The organism is Saccharopolyspora sp. NPDC050389 (genome assembly GCF_040655595.1).
Taxonomy (GTDB): Bacteria; Actinomycetota; Actinomycetes; order Mycobacteriales; family Pseudonocardiaceae; genus Saccharopolyspora.
This window is the reverse complement of record NZ_JBFAKG010000015.1, coordinates 106011-128209: the sequence shown is the minus strand read 5'-3', so window position 1 is coordinate 128209 and position 22199 is coordinate 106011. Positions and strand designations below refer to the sequence as shown.

Annotated in this window: 21 protein-coding genes and 2 pseudogenes; 14 read left to right on the top strand and 9 right to left on the bottom strand. The window is 69.9% G+C overall.

Annotated elements, in window-relative coordinates; all coding sequences use genetic code 11:
* Positions 1-76 precede the first annotated feature (76 nt).
* Positions 77-853 (bottom strand): SDR family oxidoreductase, encoded by a 777-nt coding sequence (locus AB0I53_RS12640; RefSeq protein ID WP_358600770.1) that lies wholly within the window; start codon positions 851-853, stop codon positions 77-79.
* Between the two features lie 199 nt (positions 854-1052).
* Between AB0I53_RS12640 and AB0I53_RS12635 the strand changes: the two genes are divergently transcribed.
* From AB0I53_RS12635 to AB0I53_RS12625, 3 genes and pseudogenes are all read left to right on the top strand, one after another.
* Positions 1053-2246, top strand: a complete 1194-nt coding sequence (locus tag AB0I53_RS12635; RefSeq protein ID WP_358600767.1) for an alpha/beta hydrolase — start codon at positions 1053-1055, stop codon at positions 2244-2246.
* A gap of 168 nt (positions 2247-2414) precedes the next feature.
* Positions 2415-2558: pseudogene (locus AB0I53_RS12630) on the top strand (GntR family transcriptional regulator); the annotation flags it as partial.
* Positions 2538-3035 (top strand): GntR family transcriptional regulator, encoded by a 498-nt coding sequence (locus AB0I53_RS12625; RefSeq protein WP_358600828.1) that lies wholly within the window; start codon positions 2538-2540, stop codon positions 3033-3035. The pseudogene AB0I53_RS12630 and the gene AB0I53_RS12625, both read left to right, overlap by 21 nt.
* Positions 3036-3059: 24 nt before the next feature.
* Here the strand turns inward: AB0I53_RS12625 and AB0I53_RS12620 are convergent, their stop codons facing one another.
* The 3 genes from AB0I53_RS12620 to AB0I53_RS12610 form a co-directional block, all read right to left on the bottom strand.
* Positions 3060-4379 (bottom strand): MFS transporter, encoded by a 1320-nt coding sequence (locus AB0I53_RS12620; RefSeq protein WP_358600765.1) that lies wholly within the window; start codon positions 4377-4379, stop codon positions 3060-3062.
* 18 nt (positions 4380-4397) lie between these two features.
* Positions 4398-5117, bottom strand: coding sequence for an SDR family oxidoreductase (locus AB0I53_RS12615; protein WP_358600762.1), 720 nt, complete (start codon positions 5115-5117; stop codon positions 4398-4400).
* Between the two features lie 500 nt (positions 5118-5617).
* Entirely contained in the window at positions 5618-6394 is a 777-nt protein-coding gene (locus AB0I53_RS12610; protein WP_358600759.1) for an aldo/keto reductase, read from the bottom strand.
* 412 nt (positions 6395-6806) lie between these two features.
* Between AB0I53_RS12610 and AB0I53_RS12605 the strand changes: the two genes are divergently transcribed.
* The gene (locus AB0I53_RS12605; protein WP_358600756.1) at positions 6807-7940 is read left to right on the top strand and encodes a threonine synthase; all 1134 of its coding nucleotides are present in this window, start codon (positions 6807-6809) and stop codon (positions 7938-7940) included.
* Between the two features lie 477 nt (positions 7941-8417).
* Positions 8418-8888: a hypothetical protein gene (locus AB0I53_RS12600; RefSeq protein ID WP_358600753.1), complete on the top strand. Its 471-nt coding sequence runs from the start codon at positions 8418-8420 to the stop codon at positions 8886-8888.
* Between the two features lie 316 nt (positions 8889-9204).
* Here the strand turns inward: AB0I53_RS12600 and AB0I53_RS12595 are convergent, their stop codons facing one another.
* The 3 genes and pseudogenes from AB0I53_RS12595 to sigJ all read right to left on the bottom strand — a co-directional run bounded on the left by AB0I53_RS12595 (position 9205) and on the right by sigJ (position 10446).
* Positions 9205-9339 (bottom strand): hypothetical protein, encoded by a 135-nt coding sequence (locus AB0I53_RS12595; RefSeq protein WP_358600831.1) that lies wholly within the window; start codon positions 9337-9339, stop codon positions 9205-9207.
* A 43-nt stretch (positions 9340-9382) separates the two neighbouring features.
* A pseudogene (locus AB0I53_RS12590) lies at positions 9383-9496 on the bottom strand (hypothetical protein); the annotation flags it as partial.
* A 62-nt stretch (positions 9497-9558) separates the two neighbouring features.
* Positions 9559-10446 (bottom strand): RNA polymerase sigma factor SigJ, encoded by an 888-nt coding sequence (sigJ, locus tag AB0I53_RS12585; protein WP_358600751.1) that lies wholly within the window; start codon positions 10444-10446, stop codon positions 9559-9561.
* A 312-nt stretch (positions 10447-10758) separates the two neighbouring features.
* Between sigJ and AB0I53_RS12580 the strand changes: the two genes are divergently transcribed.
* The gene (locus AB0I53_RS12580; RefSeq protein ID WP_358600748.1) at positions 10759-11685 is read left to right on the top strand and encodes an NAD(P)-dependent oxidoreductase; all 927 of its coding nucleotides are present in this window, start codon (positions 10759-10761) and stop codon (positions 11683-11685) included.
* A gap of 25 nt (positions 11686-11710) precedes the next feature.
* Positions 11711-11953, top strand: coding sequence for a hypothetical protein (locus AB0I53_RS12575; RefSeq protein ID WP_358600745.1), 243 nt, complete (start codon positions 11711-11713; stop codon positions 11951-11953).
* Positions 11954-12053: 100 nt separating this feature from the next.
* Here the strand turns inward: AB0I53_RS12575 and AB0I53_RS12570 are convergent, their stop codons facing one another.
* Entirely contained in the window at positions 12054-12470 is a 417-nt protein-coding gene (locus AB0I53_RS12570; protein ID WP_358600742.1) for a hypothetical protein, read from the bottom strand.
* Between the two features lie 346 nt (positions 12471-12816).
* Here AB0I53_RS12570 and AB0I53_RS12565 point away from each other — a divergent pair, with 346 nt between their 5' ends.
* Entirely contained in the window at positions 12817-13764 is a 948-nt protein-coding gene (locus AB0I53_RS12565; RefSeq protein ID WP_358600739.1) for a LysR substrate-binding domain-containing protein, read from the top strand.
* Positions 13765-13767: 3 nt separating this feature from the next.
* Here AB0I53_RS12565 and AB0I53_RS12560 read toward each other — a convergent pair whose 3' ends face one another.
* On the bottom strand, positions 13768-15075 hold the full coding sequence (locus AB0I53_RS12560) for a hypothetical protein (protein ID WP_358600736.1): 1308 nt from the start codon (positions 15073-15075) through the stop codon (positions 13768-13770).
* A gap of 198 nt (positions 15076-15273) precedes the next feature.
* Here AB0I53_RS12560 and AB0I53_RS12555 point away from each other — a divergent pair, with 198 nt between their 5' ends.
* From AB0I53_RS12555 to AB0I53_RS12530, 6 genes are all read left to right on the top strand, one after another.
* Complete coding sequence (locus AB0I53_RS12555) at positions 15274-16035, top strand: succinate dehydrogenase cytochrome b subunit (protein ID WP_358600734.1); 762 nt, start codon at positions 15274-15276, stop codon at positions 16033-16035.
* An 8-nt stretch (positions 16036-16043) separates the two neighbouring features.
* On the top strand, positions 16044-17975 hold the full coding sequence (locus AB0I53_RS12550) for a fumarate reductase/succinate dehydrogenase flavoprotein subunit (RefSeq protein ID WP_358600731.1): 1932 nt from the start codon (positions 16044-16046) through the stop codon (positions 17973-17975).
* A gap of 14 nt (positions 17976-17989) precedes the next feature.
* On the top strand, positions 17990-18745 hold the full coding sequence (locus AB0I53_RS12545; protein ID WP_358600727.1) for a succinate dehydrogenase/fumarate reductase iron-sulfur subunit: 756 nt from the start codon (positions 17990-17992) through the stop codon (positions 18743-18745).
* A 447-nt stretch (positions 18746-19192) separates the two neighbouring features.
* The gene (locus tag AB0I53_RS12540; RefSeq protein WP_358600724.1) at positions 19193-20125 is read left to right on the top strand and encodes a D-2-hydroxyacid dehydrogenase; all 933 of its coding nucleotides are present in this window, start codon (positions 19193-19195) and stop codon (positions 20123-20125) included.
* An 18-nt stretch (positions 20126-20143) separates the two neighbouring features.
* Positions 20144-20914 (top strand): SDR family oxidoreductase, encoded by a 771-nt coding sequence (locus tag AB0I53_RS12535; protein ID WP_358600721.1) that lies wholly within the window; start codon positions 20144-20146, stop codon positions 20912-20914.
* A 227-nt stretch (positions 20915-21141) separates the two neighbouring features.
* The gene (locus AB0I53_RS12530) at positions 21142-22176 is read left to right on the top strand and encodes an L-idonate 5-dehydrogenase (protein ID WP_358600718.1); all 1035 of its coding nucleotides are present in this window, start codon (positions 21142-21144) and stop codon (positions 22174-22176) included.
* Positions 22177-22199: the final 23 nt, after the last annotated feature.

The window sequence follows — 22199 nt, the reverse complement described above, 5'->3', positions numbered from 1 at the left end:
CGAACTTCGCCCTGCTCGTCGCGAACGGGGCTGCGGTCGCACACCGCAGCCCCGTTCTCGACTCGTTTCTGGCCCGCTAGAAGACTTCCGGGCCTCGCAAGGTGGCTTCGGCGCCGCCGTCCACATAGATCACCTGCCCGGTCAGGTGCGTGTTCCCAGCGCTGATCAGCCAGCTGAGCGCCGCGGCGATCACGGCCGGTTCCGCATATCCGTTCAGCGGCATCGGCACCGCCTCGTCCATGACCTTCTTCATCGCCTCGTCCGCTATGAGCGGCGCCGTCATCGGGCTGAGCACCACTCCCGGTGCCACTGCATTGACCGGGATGCCCGCGCCGGCCCAGTCCGCAGTCACCGCCGCTCGGCGCAGCCACTGCGCGAGGGCCGATTTCGAGGACGGATACAGCCGGGAACCGGCGCCGCTGTCCACCGCTGCGCGCGCACGTTCCAGCGCCGCCTGCTCGTCGTCCTGCAGGCATGCGTCGATCACGGCCTGGTCGACCGGCTGCGTGCCCGCGATGGAACCGACCACTGCGGCCCGCGGCTGCGGGGCGGCGGCGAGCAACGGCCGAAGCCCCTCCAGCAGCCGGACGACACCGAAGTAGTTGACGCTCACGGCGATCGGATCGAACAGCGAGACGCCGGCGCACGCGACCACACCGTCCAGGCGTCCCGCGCTGAGCTCGGTCACCTCCGCCACCGCCCGGGTTCGTCCCTCGCCGGTGGACAGGTCGGCCTGGACGTCCGCGGTATCCCGATCGATACCGATGACGACGTCTCCCTGTGCCCGCAGCATCTCCACCAGGGCCTTGCCGATGCCCGATGCCGAGCCGGTCACGGCGATACGGCGTGTCATGTTCTCGTACTCCTCACACCAGTTCGTTCGACCACACCTGGTAAATCCGGCTCAGCGGCCGATCTGTCATGCCTATCGGAGTTCACCGCGCCGCGGAGTCCGGCAGTACCGGTGAGTGGGATCCGCGGGCACCTGCCGAGCACCGACACGGTTGTCTCTCCGGGATGTTGAAGCCCGACCTCCCCGGGGAGGAACGCCCGTGAACCGGCTGCCCCTAACCACCTTGCTGGCCGCGCTGCTCGCGGCCGGTTTGGTCACGTCCAGTTGCTCCGCAGGCACCGGCGACACCTCGGCACCCACGCCTGCGGCAGAACGCGGCACGCTGTCGAGTTCGGCCCCGCTGGACCACCGACGGCTGCCCAGCGCGCAAAGCGAATGGCTGATCTCCTACGCCTCCGCGGACGCCCACGGGAAGCCGATCACGGTCTCTGGAACGGTCTCGGTGCCCAAGTCGCCTCCGCCGCAGGCGGGCTGGCCGGTGATCAGCTGGGCGCACGGCACCACCGGCACGGCCGACGCCTGCGCGCCGTCCGCCGACCGGCCGGGCGGCCCGGCGCACTCCTACGTCGGGCTCGTCGACCAGACGCTGGACCGTTGGGTCGCCGCCGGCTACGTCGTGGTGCAAACCGACTACGAAGGACTCGGCACCCCCGGAGAACACCCCTATCTCAACGGGCGAAGCGCGGCGAACACGGTCGTCGACATCGTCCGCGCCGCACGCCAGGTCGTCCCGGGCGTCGGATCGGATTGGTTCGCGATGGGACACAGCCAAGGCGGCCACGCCGCCCTGTTCACCGCTGCAGAAGAGCAGCAGGCCGCTGGGCTGTCGCTGCGCGGCGCCGTGTCCATCGCGCCGGGCGGCTTCAAGACGAGCCAGACGACGGCGTACTTCCAGCAGCAAACGGGCGAGCAAGGCGTCCGCGCAGCGTTGCCGTTCCTCCCCACGATGCTCATCGGGGCGGCCGCAGTGGATCCCGGAATCGTGCCCGATCAGCTGCTTGGCGACGAGGTCCGCCCGGTGCTGGACGCGGCGCGCACGACGTGCCAGGACGGGATCCGGCAGGCCGCCTCGACGGTGCAGGCGGACCGGGTCTTCAAAGAGGATGCGGACCTCGGCCGGCTGACGGCGTACCTGAAGTCGCAGGAACCGGAGAACCTCGCGCTCCGCGTCCCGACGCTGGTCCTGCAGGGCACCGCGGATGTGCTCGTGAGCAAACCGGGAACCGACCAGCTGGTGAAGGCGCTGTGCGGACGCTCCTCCGCGATCGGCTACGAGGTGTACGACGGCGCGGATCACCGCCAGGTTCTCGCGGCATCCCAGCCCGCCGCGCAGCGATTCGCAGAGGATCTCCTCGCCAACCGGCAACCCACGAACGCCTGCCCCAGGCCGTGAATCATGGCCGTGCCGCACCGAGACGCGAACGAACCCGCAGCTAGCCACCCTCGGGATATGATGTTCTGAAGGTTTTCGAGAACGTGGAGTGGGGATGTCGGTGGCCTACGGAGCGGTCCGCGGCAACGAGCGGCGGCAGCTGCCCGACGAGGTGGCTACGTCCGCGAGCAGATCATGTCCGGGCGCTTCAAGCCCGGTGACTTCCTGCGCATGGAGCCCATCGCCGAGGCCGTCGGCGTCAGCAACACCCCGGTCCGCGAGGGCCTGCTGACGCTGCACAGCGAGGGCTTCGTGCAGCTGGTTCCTCGCCGCGGTTTCGTCGTGGCCCCCTTCACCAGGCAGGACGTGCGGGACCTGTTCTGGGCGCAGGCCAGCCTGGCGGGCGAGCTCGCCGCCCGCGCCGCGAAGAAGATCACGCCGGAGCAGATCGACCGGCTCAAGGCGATCATCGAGCAGCTCGACGAGGCGATCGAAGCCGGCGACAAGGACCGCATCGCCGATCTCGGGCACGCCTTCCACCGCGAGATCAACCTCGCCGCCGACTCGCACCGGCTCGCGCTCCTGCTCGCGGGAGTGGTGAAGCACCTGCCGAACCGCTTCTACGCCTCGCTCGAATCCCACGTCGAGCTGACCCGCGAACAGCACTCCCTCCTGGTCGAAGCCTTGCGCAAGCGCAGCGCCCGGAAAGCGCGGACGCTCATGGAAGAGCACGTCGTCGAGGGCGCCGACTACGTGATCGAGATGCTCGAGAACAACGGTCTCTGGGAAGACGAGGAACCGGAATCCTGAAAGCCCATCGGCACTCTGACGTGCTCACGCAGCCGCGCGGGCTGGGCGTAGCGCGATCGTGCAGGCGGCGCTGATCGCGCAGGCGCCCGCCATGTAGGCCGCGATGGCTGTCGAGCTGCCGAAGCCCTTGAGCAACGCCGTCGCGATGAACGGGGCGAAGGCTCCTCCGATGACCGAGCCAAGCTGGATGCCGAGCGACAGCGCCGAATACCGGACTTCGGTGGAGAAGGCTTCCGAGAACAGCGCGCCCTGCGGCCCGTACATGAGGCTGTGGACGAGCCCGAGGCCGATCACCAGCGCCACGGTGATCAGCGCGAACGACCCGCTGTCCACGAGCGGCCAGAACACGAACGAGAAGACACCGAGCAGCACGGCCCCGGCGGCGAACACCTGCCTGCGCCCGAACCGGTCGGAGAGCAGGCCCGCGGCCGGAAGGCCGACGAGTTCGACCGCGGAGGCGATCATGATCGCGGTGAGCATCGTGCCCTGGGGCAGTCCGAGGATGGCGGGGTTCGTGCCGTAGGCCACCACGAAGGTGATGAACTGGTAGTAGGTGAGGTTGATGGCGAGGTAGCAGCCCGCGGCGAGCAGGACCTGGCGCGGATGGCGGCGGATCGCTTCGACGACCGGCGAGCGGCGGCGCTCTCCGGTCCGCGCGGCGCGGAAGTCGCTGGTCTCCTCGAGCCTCAGCTGGATGGTCACGGCGACGGCCACGAGCAGGATGCTCGCGACGAAGGGCACTCGCCATCCCCAGGCCAGGAACGCCTCGTCGGACGTCGTCGCCAGCACAAGCAGGAAGGCGCCGTTGGCGAGGAGCACGCCGCCAGGTGCGCCCGCCGAGGCGAGACTGCCGTAGAAGCCGCGGCGGGATGCCGGTGAGTTCTCGGTCGCGAGCAGGATGACGCCGCCCTGCTGGCCGCCGACCGTGATTCCCTGGATCAGGCGCAGGACGACCAGCAGGACCGGCGCCGCAGCCCCGATCGCGGAGTACGTCGGGAGCAGCCCGATCAAGGTCGTCGCCGCGCCCATCGCGACTAGCGCGATGACGAGCGTCTTCCGGCGCCCGATGGTGTCGCCGATGTGCCCGAAGAGCGCGCCGCCGAACGGACGCGCCACGAACGCGACCCCGAAGGTCGTGAACGACAGCAGCGTCGCGGTGAGCGGCTCCTGGGCCGGGAAGAAGAGCCGGGGGAACACCAGCGCGGCGGCGGTGCCGTAGATGAAGAAGTCATACCACTCGATGCTCGCGCCGACCCATGATGCGAAGGCGACCTTGGCGATGCGCCGTCGCGCGGGCGGCGTCGTGGCCTGGTCTGCGGCGGGGGTCGAAGGTAATCCTGGCATCGCGGGAACCTCGGGGAGTCAGACGAGCGTGTGCGCGCCGTCGATGGTCAGGACGTGGCCGTTCATGTATCCGTTGCCCATGAGGAACAGGGCGGCGTCGGCGATCTCCTCGGGCCTGCCGATCCGCTTGCCGGGCAACGATTCCGCGATCGCGGCGACCTTCGAATCGCGGCTCGCGCCGAGGAAGTCGTCGAGCAGCGGCGTGTCGACGTAGCCGGGGCACAGCACGTTGCAGCGCACCGGAGCGAGTTCGGTCACCAACGAGCGCATCAGCGCCTCGACCGCGGCGCAGGAAGCACCCGCCACGGCTTCGTTCGGAATGGGACGGCTGCCCGCGATCCCCGACGTGAAGGTGATCGAACCGGATTCGGCCATGCGGGGAGCTGCCAGCCGGCTCGCGTGGAACGCCGCCCAGAACCGCAGGTCGAGCGCGGGGCGAACCTGCTCCTCGGTGGTCTCGGAGACGGGCACCGGAATCAATCGGGACGGGGTGACCAGGAGGTGGTCGAGGGAACCGGTGGCGTCGAAGAACCGCTCGATCGAGCTCGCGTCGTCAACGTCGACGACGTGACCTTCGGCCGTCGGGCCCAAGAGATCGAGAGCCCGGCCGAGCCGATCTGAATCCCGCCCGCCCACGACGACCGCCGCGCCTGCCTGGCCGGCAGCGCGCGCGGTGGCGAGCCCGATCCCGGAGGTCCCGCCGAGGATGACGACGCGGGAGTCCCGGAGCCCGTTCATCGAGTGATCCCGGCGATGGCGGCAACTTGGTCGAAGGGTGTGGCGTTCACGGTTCCTCATCCCGTCCGGAGCCTGCGAGGGGCCAAGGCTAACCCAAGGATGGCAACGATAAAAGATGACGCATCATATTTTGTACTTGTTCGAATCACTTGCCTGACGCCCGAGCCGGCCGACCCGTGCCGGATGAGGAAAGCGTCGCGTCACTACCTGCCTCCGCAGGCAGCAACCAACCCAACTATCCAGCGGGCCTCACCAGCCTCACCGTCAACCGCCGGGAACACTCCGCACGCCTTCGGCCGGCCACATCCCACGGCTCCAGCCCGTGGGGCTTACTGTCTCTTGTGGACTCAACGGCCGGAGTGCGGCGACGGCGAGCTGGAAAGGGGGCACTGATCAACAAGCTGGAACAGTTCAGAGCCGTCCCTACCCGTTATGACAAGCGCGGGTACGTCTTCCAGATCACCGCCACCGCACTCCGATCACGACCGAAGAGACGGGCCCTACGCCGTCTCGGGCAGACGGCCGAGGCGGTCGCGTTGGGCTTCGGTCAGGTGGAGCCGTTCCGCGGCGAGGTTCTCCTCCAGGTGGTCGGCTCGGGCGGTGCCGGGGATCGGGAGGATGACCGGCGAGTGGCCGAGGAGCCAGGCGAGCGCCACCTGGGTGGGAGTGGCGTCGAGTTCCGCTGCCACGGCGGCGACGTCGGTCCTCGCCCCCGACTCGCCCCACGCGACGGGGCGCCACGGCAGGAACGCGATGCCCGCCGCTTCGCAGGCCGCGAGCACGGGCTCGTGCTCGCGGTCGAGCAGGTTGTAGCGGTTCTGCACGCTCGCGATGTCGACGATCCGCCGCGCCTGGCCGAGTTCGCCGACGCTGACCTCGGACAGCCCGATCCGGCCGATCTTGCCCTCGGCTTGCAGGTCTCGCAGCGTGCCGACCTGGTCCGCGAGCGGCGTCTCGGGATCGATGCGGTGCAGCTGGAGCAGTTCGATCCGCTCGACGCGCAGCCGGCGCAGCGCCTGTTCGACCTGATCGCGCAGAACAGCCGGCCGCCCGTCGAGCTTCCACTCGCCCGAGGGGCCCGAGCGGGCAACGCCGACCTTGGTGGTGATGAGCAGCCCATCCGGGTAGGGGTGCAGGGCTTCGGCCAGGAGCTCCTCGTTGGCTCCCCCGCCGTACATGTGCGCGGTGTCGATCAGCGTGACGCCCAGCTCAACGGCCCGCCGGGCGACCGCGAGAGAGGTCTCGCGGGCCGGGCCCGGTTCCGTTGGCAATTGCATGGCCCCGAACCCGAGCCGCCGTACTTCCAGATCCCCATCGAAACGAAACGCAGCCGATGTCACGCGCCAGTTCTCCTTCGCTCAAGGCGCAACGCTAACAGCGATCTGATCGACGACACAGGCCTTGGTGGAACACCTGGATGAGCGCGGACGCGCCGTCACGACTCCGCATGCGCGAGCGAACCACCATGCCCGCACCGGCGCGCGAAGCTCGCGATCGACCGCATCGGCGAGGAACTCCATCGACGCCTGGAGATCCCGGCGGGGCAATGACTTTCGCTCGCAACGCAGCCGAAGCGGAGGATCGACTCGCCCGCGATCCCTTCTAGACTGTCCAGCTGAAGACAGACTGGACCGGTCAGCTGCCCGTCACCGCTGATGGCGCCGAACCCTCTCGCGACGAGGAGACATCGTGAGCACTGGCAATCCCGGCCTGATCGATCGCGCCGGGCACCGCTACCCGATCGACGAGCCGCGCTGGTGCGGCGACGACGGATCTCCCCTCCTGGTGGAGCCCCTTCCCGGCATCACCCGCGAGCAGATCGACTCGGGCGTGCGCTCGCAATGGCGCTACGCCGCCGCGCTCGCGCTGCCCGACACCTCGCCGGTCAGCCTCGGCGAGGGACTGACGCCGTTGCTGCACCGCCGGCTGGCCGGGCTCGACGTCGCGGTCAAGGTCGAGTCGGCCAACCCCACGGCCAGCTTCAAGGACCGCGGCACCTCGGTGATGATCAGCACCCTGCGCGGGCAAGGCGTCCCCGCGGTGCTGGAGGACTCCAGCGGCAACGGCGGCTCGTCCGTCGCCGCCTACTGCGCGGCGGCCGGGATCGACGCGCAGATCCTCGCCCCGGAGACGACATCGCCGTCCAAGATCCTGCAGAGCAGGATCCACGGCGCATCGGTCGAACTCGTGCCCGGCAGCCGGCAGGACACCGCCGACGAGGCGCTCCGCCGATCTTCCGAACGCTTCTACGCCAGCCACAACTGGCATCCGCACTTCATCGACGGCATCAAGCTCATCGCCTACGAGATCTGGGAAGACCTCGGTTTCACCGCCCCATCCGCCGTGGTCATCCCGGCCGGCGCCGGCAGCCTCGTGCTGGGCTGCGCCGCGGGCTTCGGCGAGCTGCACCGGGCCGGCGAGATCGCCCAGGTGCCGCGCCTGCTGGTCAGCCAGCCGGAGCGGTGCAGCCCGCTGGTGCGGGCGTTCGACTCCGGCACGGACGGCGTCGAACCGGCCGAATGGGCCCCGACGCTCGCCGAAGGAACCTCCATCGCGCGCCCGGTCCGCGACCGAGAGGTGTTGCACGCGATCCGCGACAGCGGTGGCGCGATGACCGCGGTGCCCGAAGAACAACTGCGCCCGGCGACGCTCGCCCTGGCGAAGACCGGCCTCTACGCCGAACCCACGAGCGCCCAGGTGGTGCCCGCCCTCGAACGGTTCGCGCGCGACGGCCACCTCACCGGCGACGACGTCGTCGTCGCCGTGCTGACCGGCTCAGGGCTCAAAGCGAGCACCGCGATGGCCCAGCTGCTGGACGACTGACGCCGTTCCCGGGCGACGTGACGACGTCTGGAAGGCTCGGCCGCCGTGTGCGCCGTAGACGATGTCGAAGGATTCGTCCGTGAGGAACCGCGGTGTGCGCCGCGATGACCTTCCAAGCCGCCCGGCCGTGGGCCCACGGTTCGGGTGCGGCGCATCCGAGCGACCAGCGGCTGACCGCCGATGGTGCCCTCCACCGCTCCGAGGAACCAGGCGACATCGGTGTGCGCTGTGGCCAGCACGATGATCCGCCGACTCCGCCTCAAGCTCCGCTGAACGCCGCCGCGAAGCGTGGGTTGCCGCGCCGAGTCACGTTGCCGTCAAGGTTCGCCCGCCGCCTGTAGCGATTACGTCAAGAGCTCGGCCGGGGGCTGCTCGGCGAGCTTCACTGAGCAGGTCACCGCCGATGGAGGACGGTGCTCATCAGGTCCGGGGGGCATCGTGATGGTTTTGTTCCGGCGTGGCCTGGCTCGCCGATCGGTGGCCGGTCCCGCGACCTCGTCCGCAGTCGGCTTCTTCGTGGTCGCGGCGGGAATGGTGCCCGCGGCCGTGGCGGCCTGGTGGTCGGGCGAGCAGGTGGCAGGTTTGGTCGTGCTGTGCCTCGTGGTCGGCGGCTACGGCGTCGCCATCCGCAACGTCACCGGCGCCCTGGTCACCGCGGTGCTGGGCTGGACGCTGTTCAACGGTTTCGTCGTGCACTCACTCGGCGATCTCGGGTGGGAGGGCTCCGGCGACGCCGTTCGATTAGCCGCGCTGACCGGCGCGGCGGTGCTCGGCGCGCTCGCCGGCCAGGCCTGGGCTGCCACCCACGAACGACCGGTGGTCGTGGAGACCATCCCGGCGCCCAGAACGGCAACCCGAGCCGAGCAACCGGCAGGCGACCGACACGCCATCGCCGAGAGCCGAGGTGCACCGTGCGAAAAGCGGGAACGCTTCCTCTCCCGGGGCTGAGAGTTCCACCGGCCGATGCGGCGACGGCGCCTCAGCACACGCATTCGAAGATCAGCGCGCTGTTCGCCGGAGTCGCGGCCCACAGTGCCCGGACGAGGGCCTGCCGCTGCGCCTGAGCGCGTGCCTCGGCCAACGCCGCAGCTCGCGGCGGGCCGATCGGGTCGAACCGGAACCCCGTGTCGGCGCCGCACTCGCGCCGACCGACGCGCTCAACACCGCTGGCTGACCGCCACTTCCCACCAGGGCTACAAGCGCTTTCGCAGAACAGAAGCACTGGAGGAGCACCGACGCGTCGGTGCTCCTCCAGTGATCGGTGTCAGCCCTCGATGACGCTCTTGCCCGCGCGGTACTCGGCGATGTCGCCCGCTTCCGCGTCTTCCCTCACTTGGGACTTGCTGATCGCGTCGGCGAGATCTTCCCGTCGCACCACCACGAACACCGTCCGCGTCACCTCGCACCACGTCTCCGGGGCGGACGATCTCGCCGCCGATCAGAACCGGCTCGTTCAGCGGGCCAACCGTCTCCTTCACCGTGCCCTTGATCGAGACGCTGCAGGAGAACACCGCGAAGCCGAGCTTCCGCAACTCCAGGCGGACGATCTCCGGCATGGGGCAAAACCGGATTCGCGCCGCGCGCCGGCACGTTTCGGGGCGGGTTCTGCCGCAACGCCTCAGCGGCCGGTCAGGTGGACGAGCTTGTCCGGGTTGGCCATGCCGTAGATGTCGCGCACCCGCTTCCCGGACGGATCCGTCTCGATGGTTACCACCGCGACGAGCGTGCCGTCGGCGAAGAGCAGTGCGGTCGGCGTGCCGCTCAGGCGCGCCCAGCGGATCTCGTGCTCGGCGTACAGGGGACCGATCGCGGCCATCAGGCGAGCCACCTTGTCCGCGCCGTGCACCGGTCGCAATGCGGCGCGGACCCGGCCGCCACCGTCGTTCCACAGGGTGACCTCGGGCGCGAGCACGTCGTCCATCAGCTCGGCCAGGCTGCCTCCGATGGCCGCGTCGACGAACCGCTCGGCGGCCGTCTGGGCAGCCGCGTGATCCGCGGTGAAGCGCGGGCGCCGCGCGTGCACGTGCCCGCGCGCCCGGTGCACCAGCTGGCGCACCGCGGCGGGCGACTTACCCAGGATTCCCGCGATCTCGGCGTACTCGAAGGCGAAGGCCTCGCGCAGCACGAACGCGGCGCGTTCGAGCGGCGACAGCGTTTCCAGCACGACCAGCAGGCCCAGCGCGACACCGCCCTGGCGCTCAACGCGGTCGGCCGCGTCCTGCTCGGTCAACAGCGGTTCGGGCAGCCACGGGCCGATGTAGTCCTCACGCAGCCTGCGCGCCTTGCGCAGCTGATCGACCGCGCGATGCACCGCGATCCGCATCAGGTACGTGCGCGGATGCTCGACCCTCGCGTGGTCGACCTTCTCCCAGCGCAGCCAGGTGTCCTGCACGACGTCCTCGGCGTCGGCCACGCTGCCGAGAATGTCGTACGCCGCCGTGAACAGCAGCTTCCGGTGCGCCGCGAAGACGGCAACGGCCGGTCGATCAGCGATGTCGTCGGTCACCGGACGTCCTCTCCCCTGGCCGCCGATGCCTTCGTCGTGTCGGCACGCGACCCGGGACGGGGTGCTGGGCGGGGTCATGCTGCGGCCACTTCCGTTCTCGCTCGCTTTTCCCATTTGGACGAAGCGGCGGCCGGAGTTGTGACATCGCCTATCAACGCGTGGGGCTGCCCCGGGTGTCACACCGAGCCGAGTGGATTCGTCTGAACGGTAGAGCGGCCCGATCCGCAGGCCGCAAGCCCAGGAAGGATCGTGCTCAATGCGCCCGAGGGATACGCAGACGCGGCGTGACACCGCCCGGAACGAGGTGTCGAGATGAGGGTCGTTCTCGCCGGTGCGACGGGCACCCTCGGTGGCGTTCTCGTGCCGCAGCTCCGCGCCGCCGGCCACACGGTGCTCGGCCTGACTCGCTCGCCGGAGCGAGCACGCGAGCTGGCAGAGGCAGGCGTCCAGGCTCGGGTGGTCGATGTGATGGACGAGCAGCGGCTGCTCGCCGCGCTGGACGGGCACCGCGCCGACGCGGTCATCCACCAGGCGACCGCCATCACCGGCACGCCGCTGCGGCACCGGGATCTCCACCCGACCGACGACCTGCGCGAGCTCGGGACGGCGAACCTGCTGCGCGCGGCCGAACTGGTCGGCGCGCGCCGGTTCATCACGCAGTCGTTCTTCCTCGGCTACGGGTACTACGACCACGGCGAGGCGAAGCTCACCGAGGACCATCCGTTCGCCCCGCCCGGCCGCGGCGCGTTCGAGCGGCACATGCGGTCGATGCGGGCCAACGAGCGGCAGACGTTCGCCGCCGAGGGTATCGAGGGAATCGCCCTGCGGTACGGGTTTTTCTACGGCCCCGAGGTGAGCACCCGCAAGCTGATGGCGATGGCGTCGCGGCGCATGTTGCCGATGCCGAAACCGTCCGGGGTCACCTGCCCGATCCACATCGCCGACGCGGCCGCCGCCACCGTCGCGGCCCTGGAACGGGGCCGGGCCGGGCAGGCGTACAACATCGTCGATGACACCCCGATCGCGTTCGCCGACTTCATCGCCGCCGTCGCCGAGGCGGCCGAGGCGCCGGCGCCGCGCACCGTGCCGGGCTGGCTGCTGCGGCCGACGCCCTACATGCACGCGCTCATGGTGGGCACCCGGATCCGGCTGGCCAACGACAAGGCCAAGCGCGAACTGGATTGGCGCCCCGAGCATCCGAGCTGCCACGACGGCCTGCGGCACATGGCGAGCGCGTGATGCGCCGGTTCGGCACCTGTTCGTCGTGGCCGAGGGAGGCAAGGTCACCGGGCCCGACCGGATCGACGCGCGGACCAGCGACACGGTCGAGCTCGTGGTGACCTCCGACGTCGCCGACGAGCTGCACGTGCACGGTTACGCCCGCAAGGCCGATCTCGTCGCGGGACGCCCATCGACGCTGACGCTCGCCACCGGCATTCCCGGTGTCTTCGAGGTCGAACTGCACGGCGACGGTCTGCCGCTGACCCAACTCCGCGTGCGGCGATGACCGCGCCGGTCGATGGTGACCGAACTCGGTCCGATCCGGTGCCTGCTGCACAGGCAGGGCACGATGACGGTCACCTCGTGCCCTGCCTCGGCCGGCGCGGTCAGCAGCGGCTTTCCGCACGCCTGCGCGCCGAGGTCAGCTGCCTGCGGTGCGCCACGAGGCCGGCCAGCGCGAGCAGGGAGACGAGCCCGAGCTGCCACCAGGTTTGCGGGCTGCCGCCGAGATCGAGATCGGTGGCGTGGTTCACCGCGTGCAGCGTGTTGGTGACGAAGAATCCGCCGAGCGCGATCGAAAGCACGTCGTGCCAGACCAGGGCGGCCAGCAGCACCAGGCCGATGCCGATCTGGAAGACGCCGGCGTCGTGCAGGAAGTGCACGTGGTTGGGGAACTGGGCGAACTCTGCGAAGCTCGCGGGGTCGATTCGCATCCACACCCCGAAGACCAGCACGGTCAGCGCGCTGACCACGGTGGCCACCCGGATGAGCAGCTTGGCCGGTCGGCTGTGGCCATCCATCATCTTCTGCTTCCTCCGCTCGAAAATCACGTCAGTTCCGGAAGTGCTTCGCACAGCGCCATTTCGAAGTCGTGATGGCCCGTGATCGACGCGACTCGGCCGCTCAAGCCGCCCATTCCGGCTCCTTCCGCCACGGCGTGCCGCGCCTCTCGTGCGCGCGACGTCCGGGCCCGACATGCAGCACTCTTGCCCAGTAGGACGACCGGCCCGCTCAACTTGTGACATCGCGCTCGGGCACGCGGGACCACCGCGAAGACGCGCCCGATGTCAGGCATGCTCTACGCAGCACAGAACAGGTCCGCAGCCCAGCGGATCCTGGTGGTGGATTCGGTTCTCGGGGTGATGCCAGGTGACCTTGCAGCAGCTTCGCTATTTCCTCGCCGTCGCGCACGCCTTGCACTTCACCAAGGCGGCCGAGGCGGTCAAGGTCGCGCAGTCGTCGCTGAGCAACCAGATCCGGGCCCTGGAAGCAGAACTGGGCGCCGAGCTGTTCATCCGCGCCCGCGGAGCGGTGCTCATCACACCCGCCGGCGAGGCGCTGCTGCCGATCGCCACCCGGATGCTGGCCGACGCGGACGTCGCCAGGCGCGAGGTGACCGACGTGGTCGGCGTGCACGGCGGGTTGGTCCGTCTCGGCGCGCCCCCGAGCCTGTGCGTGACGGTCCTCGCCGACGCCCTGCGAACCTTTCACGGCGAGCACCCGGGCGTGCGGCTTGCCGTGCGGGAGAACGGATCACGCGACCTGGCGAGCGCACTCCTCCACGGGCAGCTGGACCTCGCGCTCGTCGTCCTGCCGGTCGGCGGCATCAGCGAGCAGCCTTCGCTGTCGATCACACCACTGCTCACCGAAGAACTGGTCGTCGCGACGGCCGCCACCGGCACGAAACGGCCTAGCGCGCCGATCCCGCTCGAGGCGCTGCGCGACCGGCAAATGGTGATGTTCCGCGAGGGCTACGACCTGCGGGAGACGACCCTGCGCGCGTGCGCGGAAGCCGGCTTCACCCCGCAGCTGGCCGTCGAGGGCGGCGAGATGGATGCCGTGCTGTGCTTCGTCGAGGCCGGGCTGGGCGCGGCGATCGTGCCGAGGATGGTGCTTTCCGGGCGCCCCGGCCTGCGCGGGACCCGGCTCGTGCGCCCGGCGCTGCGCCGCACGATCGGCCTCGCGCGCAGGGCCGACACCGCGCCGACGAAAGCGGTGCGCGCGTTCGAAACCGCGTTGCTGGACTTCCTGCACAGCACCGCCGTCACCGGCGACCTGCCCAGCGGGGTGGAGTTCATCGGCGGGAGACCGGGCTGAACCTCACCCGGCGGAGACCAGCACGATGCCGATACCCGTGTAGACCACCATGAGCGTGAGCATCGGGTACTGCCCGACTCGCAGCTCTCCCGCGCGCACCACCCGCAACGCCCGGTCGTGCGCGGACACCACTCCGGCGACGTGCCCGAGCACGATCGCGCCGACCTGCACCACTGCGATCACCGAAGGCGCCAGCACCGTGTAGTCGACCGCGGCACCGCCGACGCCGAGGAGGTCCCAGCCCCGGCCGAAGGGATCGGTGGCCAGCAGCCAGCCTCGCTGGCCCTCGAAGACGGCGAACGAGAAGTAGTGCGCCACGCTGTACCCGACCATGATCGGCACCAGCGGATACGTGAACTCGTCGTCCACAGTGGATATATCTGGCCGGAGGTGTGCCCCGGTCGTCCTGATCGCGTCGCGGTAGGCCCGGAAGTTCAGGGCGAGCACGACCAGGAGCGTCGCGGTCGCGAGCACCGAGGTCGCCGGTTGCCCGATGACACGGGTGAGATCGCTCCACGGCGACAGCCTGCTGAGGCCGTCGAACATGGTCCCGCCCAGCACCACGAGCGCCAGCGCGGTGTGGCCGGGCCCGGCACGGCCGTCGCGCAGCCCGGCCAGCGGGCTCCGCAGCACCAGCCGCCCGCCAGCGCTTCGCCCGAGCGGGGAAAGCGCGGCGATCAGCCCGGAATACACCTCGAAGGTGTCCGCACGGGCAAACCAACGCGGCCCGAACAGCGCCCCGCCGATCGTGTGCGTCACGGCGTAGATCGTCGCGAAGACCGCCACGGCGCGTGGCGAATCCGGGTGCGGGAAGGCCAGTTCCAGCCACAGGAACACGACCATGCCTGCGACCGCGACCAGGTATCCGGCTTCGTCGGACGGCAAATCGCGCCGCAGGGTGCGCGGGAGGCACCGACGAGCGATCGCCGCCAGCGGGCGCATCGGGTTCACCAGCCGCCAGAACGGGCCGAACACCAGCGAAGCCGGAATCAGGCCGACCCAGAACCACACGTAGAACCACGCCGGTGCCGGATTGCGTGAGGAGTCGTCGGCACCGAACCACGCCGCGGCCAGCAGCGCGCCGAACGCGATGAGACCGCAAGCTCGCAGCAGCGCACGCGTGCTCCGCGCGTCCGCGATACGCCGCAGCAGCAGCGGAAGCGGCACTTCTCGCCCTGCCGGGCGCGGCTTCGGCCTCAGGACGGAGACCACGAAGAACGCGATCAGCACCGCCGCCGCACCGGTGTAGAGCGCAAGCCAGAGCGGTACGGGTAGATCCGACCGCCCGCCGATCCCGTGGGCCAGTGCCATGGCCGCCCCTCTCCCATCGCGTTCCGAAGAACAGACGATGACGGCGGGCCCGATGTGACATCCGCACCGGCCGGGACGAGACCTAGGCCACACCGGCGGCGCCACGAGAGCCTTCACGAGCGGCAATCGCCTCCGGCTATCGAGCCCAGCGTCTCACCATATTGGACAGTGGCGGAGCGCTGTGCCTAGCTTTCTTTCGTGACTCTCCAAGACGAACGAGTCGAGCCCGCGGGCTCCGGAGCGCGCCTGGCCCGCGATCGAAAGCCCGCGGCCGGGCGTCGCCGGACGTCGATCGGCAGGCTGTGGTCGTCGACGGCCGGCAAGAAGATCGTCATGGCGGCGTCGGGTGCCATCCTGCTGCTGTACGTGGTCGTGCACATGCTGTCCAACCTCAAGATCTTCATCTCCCCGAGCAGCATCGACGCGTACGCGGTCTGGCTCCGCTCGCTGCTCGACGGCCTGCTGGGCTACGAGGGCTTCGTGTGGGTCGTCCGGTTCGTGCTGCTGGCCGCCGTCCTGCTGCACGCGACCGCGGCCTACCAGCTGGCGCGCCGGGCGCGGGCGGCCCGTCCGGTCGGCTACCGGCGCCGCCCGAAGGTGCAGGCGGGTTATGCGGTGCGCACCATGCGGTGGGGCGGCGTGATCCTCGCCTTCTTCATCGTCTACCACCTGCTCGACCTCACGACCGGCCACGTCAACCCGCACGGCGTGCACGGCGAGGTCTACCGGAACGTGGTGGCGAGCTTCCAGCGCTGGTACATCGCGCTGTTCTACGCGCTGGCGGTCTGCTCGCTCGGCCTGCACATCCGGCACGGGTTGTGGAGCGCCCTGCAGAGCCTCGGGGCGATGAACGCCGCGCGGCAACGAGCTGCGAAGCTGACCGCGCTCGTGGTCTCGATCGCCATCACCGCAGGGTTTCTCTCCGTGCCGTTCGCCGTGGTGACCGGGATTCTGAAATGAGGGCAACGATGCCGCTTTACACCGAGGGCGAACCGATCGCGGACGGCAAGGCACCGGACGAGCCGATCGCCCGCCGCTGGGAGCAGCGCCGGTTCTCCGCGCGGTTGCTGAGCCCGAACAACAAACGCAAGCGCACGGTGATCGTCGTGGGCACCGGGCTCGCCGGCGGGTCGGCCGCGGCCACGCTCGGCGAGCTGGGCTACCGCGTCTCGTCGTTCTGCTACCAGGACAGCCCCCGCCGCGCGCACAGCATCGCCGCGCAGGGCGGAATCAACGCGGCGAAGAACTACGCGGGCGACGGCGACAGCGTGTACCGGCTCTTCCACGACACCATCAAGGGCGGCGACTTCCGAGCCAGGGAGTCCAATGTGTACCGACTGGCCGAGATCAGCACGCAGATCATCGACCAGTGCGTCGCGCAGGGCGTCCCTTTCGCACGCGAGTACGGCGGGCTGCTGGACACCAGATCCTTCGGCGGCGCACAGGTTTCCCGCACCTTCTACGCGCGCGGCCAGACCGGGCAGCAGCTGCTGCTCGGCGCATACCAGGCGCTCGCCCGCCAGATCGCCGCGGGAACGGTGACCATGCACCCGCGCACCGAGATGCTCGATCTCGTCGTGATCGAAGGCAGGGCCCGCGGCGTGGTGGTTCGCGACCTGGTCAGCGGCCGGATATCCACCCACCTCGCGGATGCGGTGGTGCTCGCGACCGGCGGCTACGGAAACGCGTTCTACCTGTCCACCAACGCGAAGGGCTGCAACGCGACCGCGATCTGGCGCGCGCACCGCCGTGGCGCGTTGTTCGCCAACCCGTGCTTCACGCAGATCCATCCCACGTGCATCCCGGTCAGCGGCGAGCACCAGTCCAAGCTGACCCTGATGAGCGAGTCGCTGCGCAACGACGGCAGGGTGTGGGTGCCGCAGGCGCGCGGCGACACCCGGCCGCCGGAGCGGATTCCCGAAGCCGAGCGCGACTACTACCTCGAACGGATCTACCCCAGCTTCGGCAACCTGGTGCCGCGGGACATCGCCTCGCGGGCCGCCAAGAACGTCTGCGACGAGGGCCGGGGCGTCGGGCCCGGCGGGCGCGGCGTGTACCTCGACTTCGCCGACGCGATCGAGCGCCTCGGGGCGGCCGAGGTGAAGGCCAAGTACGGCAACCTCTTCGAGATGTACGAGCGGATCACGAACGAGGATCCGTACCGGGTGCCGATGCGGATCTACCCGGCCGTGCACTACACGATGGGCGGCCTCTGGGTCGACTACGACCTGCGCAGCACCATCCCGGGCCTGTTCGTGATCGGCGAGGCGAACTTCTCCGACCACGGCGCGAACAGGCTCGGGGCGAGCGCGCTGATGCAGGGCCTCGCCGACGGCTACTTCGTGCTCCCGAGCACCATCGGCGACTACCTCGCCGACTGTCCTACCGAGACGTTGACCGACAGCCACCCGGAGGCCGTCGCGGTGGCCGGGGAGGTCCACGAGCGCGTCGACCGGCTGCTCGCGGTCGGCGGCGATCGCACCGCCGACTCCTTCCACCGCGAGCTCGGCGGCATTCTGTGGGAGCACTGCGGCATGGAGCGCGACGCGGCCGGCCTCCGCGCGGCGATCGACCAGATCTCCGCGCTGCGCACGGAATTCTGGCGCAACGTTCGCGTTCCCGGCACCGGCGCCGAGCTGAACCAGTCGCTGGAGAAGGCCGGCCGGGTGGCCGACTTCCTCGAACTCGCCGAGCTGATGTGCGTCGACGCGTTGCACCGCGAGGAATCCTGCGGCGGGCATTTCCGCGCCGAGCACCAGACCGAGGACGGCGAGGCGCTGCGCGACGACGAGAACTTCGACTACGTGGCGGCCTGGGAGTTCACCGGCGACTCACCCGTGCTGCACCGCGAGCACCTCCAGTTCCACGAAGTCCGGCCGAGCCGGCGAAGCTACCAGTGACCGCGGAGGCAATCATGCGTTTCACCCTGCGCATCTGGCGCCAGGAGCGCCCGGACTCGGAAGGGCGGCTCGTCGAGTACGTCGTGGACGACGTCCTGCCGGACATGTCCTTCCTGGAAATGCTCGACGTGCTCAACGAGCGGCTCGCCACCGAGGGCGAGCAGCCGGTCGCGTTCGACCACGACTGCCGCGAAGGCATCTGCGGCATGTGCGGGCTGATGATCGACGGCATCGCGCACGGGCCGCAGCGGGAGACCACCACCTGCCAGCTCTACATGCGGCACTTCGACGAGAGCAAACCGATCACGATCGAGCCGTGGCGGGCGAAGCCGTTCCCGGTCGTGCGCGACCTGGTGGTGAACCGGAGCGCGTTCGACCGGATCGTCGAGTCCGGCGGATACATCAGCGCACCGACCGGCAGCGCGCCGGACGCGCACGCGGTTCCGGTACCCAAACGCGACGCGGACCGCGCGTTCGAGGCCGCGGCCTGCATCGGCTGCGGCGCCTGCGTGGCGGCCTGCCCGAACGGCTCCGGGATGCTGTTCACCGCGGCGAAGGCGACCCATCTCGGCAGCCTCCCGCAAGGCCGGCCGGAACGGCTCGGCCGCGCGGAGAGCATGCTGGAAACCCATGACGAGCTGGGTTTCGGCGGCTGCACCAACACTGGCGAGTGCACCGTGGTGTGCCCGGTGGGCATCCCGCTCGAAACGATCGCCCGGTTCAACCGCGATGTGCTGAAGGCATCCTTCCGCGACACGGCGGCGAGCTGACCGGCGAGTCAGCACGACGAACGGCACCCGGCTCCTCGGCCAGGTGCCGTTCGGCCCTGCACACATGGCCACCGTGGACGATCTCAACGGCCGAACCGGAAGATGACATCGGCTTGCTCCCGCAAGGCCGTGCGAGGCGGAGCAGCCGCGCCATTCCGGCCACCTGCAGCCTGAGGCCAGGCATGCTCCGGCGTGATTTTCCTTGTGGCCTAGACCTTTTCGCGTTTGTCAACACCGAGTGGGAGCGCGTCGACGAGCACGTGCTCGAACGGCTCCGCGAGCACTCCGTGGCCAACCTCGGCGATGCCCTCGACCGGCTGAACATCGTCGACGGCGGGATCGCGCCGATCTGGAGCGGAGCGAAGGCTGTCCGAGGAGAACTGCGCGCGAATCCTGGAGCTGGAACCGCGGATCGACCTCGTCGTCGACCACGCGCTCCTCCCGCCGATGCGGTGGCCCGCCGACTTCGCCGGCGATCCGTCATGGCGACGCACGCCGGAGCAGCAGCGCGCCTTCGAGGCCGCCATCGACTCGGCGGATGCGCTCTACGGCATCCCCGACGTGAACCCGCTCGCCCTGGCGCGAGCGGTGCGGTCCAACCCGCGGCTGAGCTGGGTGCACACGATGGCCGCCGGCGGTGGCGGCCAGGTCAAGGCGGCGGGGCTCAGCGCCGACGAGCTCGACCGCGTGCTCTTCACGACCTCGGCCGGTGTGCATGGGGCACCGCTCGCCGAGTTCGCCGTCCTCGGCGTGCTCGCGGGTGCCAAGAGCCTTCCGCGCCTGAACCGCCAGCAACGCGACCGCGAGTGGAGCGGCCGCTGGACGATGGGGCAGGTGAGCGAGCAGAAGGTCCTTGTGCTCGGCCTCGGCGGGATCGGCCGGATCGTCGTCCAGAAGCTGCACGCGCTGGGCACCACCGTCATCGGCACGAGCCGGAACAACATCAGCGTCGCCGGCGTTGCCGAAGTCGTGCATCTCGACCGGCTGATCGACGTGGCACCGACGGTGGATGCCGTCGTGAACACGCTTCCCGGTACGTCGGCGACCGAGCGCCTGCTCGACGGCCGCTTCTTCGGCGCCCTCCGGCCCGGCGCCTCCATCGTGAACGTCGGCCGCGGAACCGTCATCGACGAGGCGGCACTCATCGACGCGCTCAGGTCCGGCCAGGTCGGTTTCGCCGCGCTGGACATCTTCGAAACGGAGCCACTGCCGGCCGACAGCCCACTGTGGGAACTGGGCAACGTGCTGGTGAGCCCGCACACCGCGGCACTCAACGCCGCGGAAGACCGCCTCATCGCCGAGCTCTTCGCCGCCAACGCCACTCGGCTGCTCGATGGGCGGAGCCTGCTCAACCGCGTGAACACAGTCGAGTTCTACTGACCAGGAAGATCAAGCAACATGACCTCAGCTTTCGACCTCACCGGCCGGGTCGCCCTGGTCACCGGTTCGAGCCGCGGGATCGGGCTCAGCATCGCCGAAGGACTCGCCGATGCCGGGGCCACGATCGTGCTCAACGGCGTCGATCCGGTTCGCCTCGAAGCCACGCGCAAGACGCTCGCCCAGCGGTTCGGCGACGACCGGGTCGCGGCACGGGCGTTCGACGTCGTCGACGAGGCCGCGGTGGCGGCGGCCGTCGAGTCGATCGAGTCCGGAGTGGGCGCCATCGACGTCCTGGTGAACAACGCCGGCATCCAGCACCGCGAGCCCCTCGTCGACGTGAGCCTCGCCGACTGGCAACGCGTGATCGACATCGACCTCACCGGTGCGTTCGTGGTGGGCCGCGACGTCGCGAGGCGGATGCTGCCGCGCCACTCCGGCAAGATCATCAACATCTGCTCGGTCCAGACCGATCTCGCCCGCCCGACCATCGGTCCCTACACGGCGGCGAAGGGAGCGCTGCGCAACCTCACGCGGGCCATGACGGCGGAATGGGCCGGCGAAGGGCTCCAGATCAACGGAATCGCGCCCGGGTACATCCACACCGAGATGACGCAGAAACTCGTGGACGACGAGGCGTTCAACGCGTGGATCCTCGGCCGCACGCCGGCCCGGCGCTGGGGAACGGTGGCCGATCTGGTCGGCCCGGCCGTGTGGCTTTCCTCCAGCGCATCCGATTACGTCAACGGCCAGGTCATCTTCGTCGACGGCGGCATGACGGTCGTCGTCTGAGAGATCCTTTCAGAATGCGGCGTCAGCCGCATGCGGTGAGGGACTCAGCTTGCACCGCCGCGGGTTCTCAGATGTCGTCTGGCGAGGACAGCCCCGAAGCCGCGTATTGGTCATACGTAAGTCGGGGATCCCACAGACCAGACGGCAGCTGTAAATCCCGCAGGGGGCCGCCACCCGCGCCGCCACGCAAACCCATTCTGCAACCACCCCTGAGAACGGGAGTGTTCATGACATCCAGCACCACAACCGCCGTCGTCGCCCACGCTGCCGACGACTTGCGAGTCGAGCGAATCGCCGTCCGGTCGCCCGAGCCCGGGGAGGCCGTCGTCGCGGTCGCCTACGGCGGCATCTGCGGTTCGGACCTCCACTACTGGCAGCACGGCGCCGTCGGGGAGTCGATCCTGCGCGCGCCGATGATCCTCGGGCACGAGGTGGCCGGAACCGTCGTGCGGGCCGCCGCCGACGGCACGGGACCGTCCGCGGGCACGCCGGTCACCGTCCACCCGGCCACCCGCGAGCACACCGACGTCCGGTTCCCCGAGAACAGCCCGAACCTCTCCCCCGGCGTGCGCTACCTCGGCTCGGCCGCACGATTCCCCCACACCGAAGGTGCCTTCGCCAGCGAGGTCGTGCTTCCCGCGACGATGCTCCGCGAGCTGCCGGCCGGGCTCGACCTCCGCGTCGCGGCGCTCATCGAACCGGCCAGCGTCGCCTGGCACGCCGTTTCGAAGGCGGGCGACCTCAGCGGCAAGCGCGTGCTCGTCATCGGCAGCGGCCCCATCGGCGCCCTCGTCGTCGCCGTGGCCAAACGTGCCGGTGCCGCGGAGATCGTGGCGGTCGACCTGCACGACAAGCCCCTCGAAATCGCCACCGCCCTCGGGGCGACGCGGACGCTGAAAGCCACCGACGCCGAGGCCATCGCCGCGGTCGACGCGGACGTGGTGTTCGAGTCCTCCGGAAACCACCGCGGCCTCGCATCCGCCATCGCCGGCGCCACCCGGGGCGCAATGGTGGTCATGGTCGGCCTCCTGCCGACCGGTGACCAGCCCGTGCCGGTCTCGCTCGCGATCACCCGGGAGCTCCGCCTGGTCGGCTCGTTGCGGTTCAACGACGAGATCGACGAGGTGATCGCGGCGATCGCCGACGGCTCGCTGGCGATCGACCCGATCATCACCCACACCTTCCCCGTCGACGAGGCGCTGGAAGCGTTCGGAGTCGCCGCCGACGCCTCGGTGTCCGGCAAAGTGCTGCTCGCCTTCTGAAGCGGACGACGGCCTGCATCCGG

Excerpts from the sequence above, each read along its gene's own strand:
- AB0I53_RS12620 (WP_358600765.1), bottom strand. The coding sequence starts at position 4,379 with ATGCCAGGATTACCTTCGACCCCCGCCGCAGACCAGGCCACGACGCCG.
- AB0I53_RS12610 (WP_358600759.1), bottom strand. The coding sequence starts at position 6,394 with ATGCAATTGCCAACGGAACCGGGCCCGGCCCGCGAGACCTCTCTCGCG.
- AB0I53_RS12540 (WP_358600724.1), top strand. The coding sequence starts at position 19,193 with ATGCGGTGGCCCGCCGACTTCGCCGGCGATCCGTCATGGCGACGCACG.
- AB0I53_RS12550 (WP_358600731.1), top strand. The coding sequence starts at position 16,044 with ATGCCGCTTTACACCGAGGGCGAACCGATCGCGGACGGCAAGGCACCG.
- AB0I53_RS12580 (WP_358600748.1), top strand. The coding sequence starts at position 10,759 with ATGAGGGTCGTTCTCGCCGGTGCGACGGGCACCCTCGGTGGCGTTCTC.
- AB0I53_RS12640 (WP_358600770.1), bottom strand. The coding sequence starts at position 853 with ATGACACGCCGTATCGCCGTGACCGGCTCGGCATCGGGCATCGGCAAG.
- AB0I53_RS12530 (WP_358600718.1), top strand. The coding sequence starts at position 21,142 with ATGACATCCAGCACCACAACCGCCGTCGTCGCCCACGCTGCCGACGAC.
- AB0I53_RS12615 (WP_358600762.1), bottom strand. The coding sequence starts at position 5,117 with ATGAACGGGCTCCGGGACTCCCGCGTCGTCATCCTCGGCGGGACCTCC.
- AB0I53_RS12570 (WP_358600742.1), bottom strand. The coding sequence starts at position 12,470 with ATGATGGATGGCCACAGCCGACCGGCCAAGCTGCTCATCCGGGTGGCC.
- AB0I53_RS12535 (WP_358600721.1), top strand. The coding sequence starts at position 20,144 with ATGACCTCAGCTTTCGACCTCACCGGCCGGGTCGCCCTGGTCACCGGT.
- AB0I53_RS12545 (WP_358600727.1), top strand. The coding sequence starts at position 17,990 with ATGCGTTTCACCCTGCGCATCTGGCGCCAGGAGCGCCCGGACTCGGAA.
- AB0I53_RS12560 (WP_358600736.1), bottom strand. The coding sequence starts at position 15,075 with ATGGCACTGGCCCACGGGATCGGCGGGCGGTCGGATCTACCCGTACCG.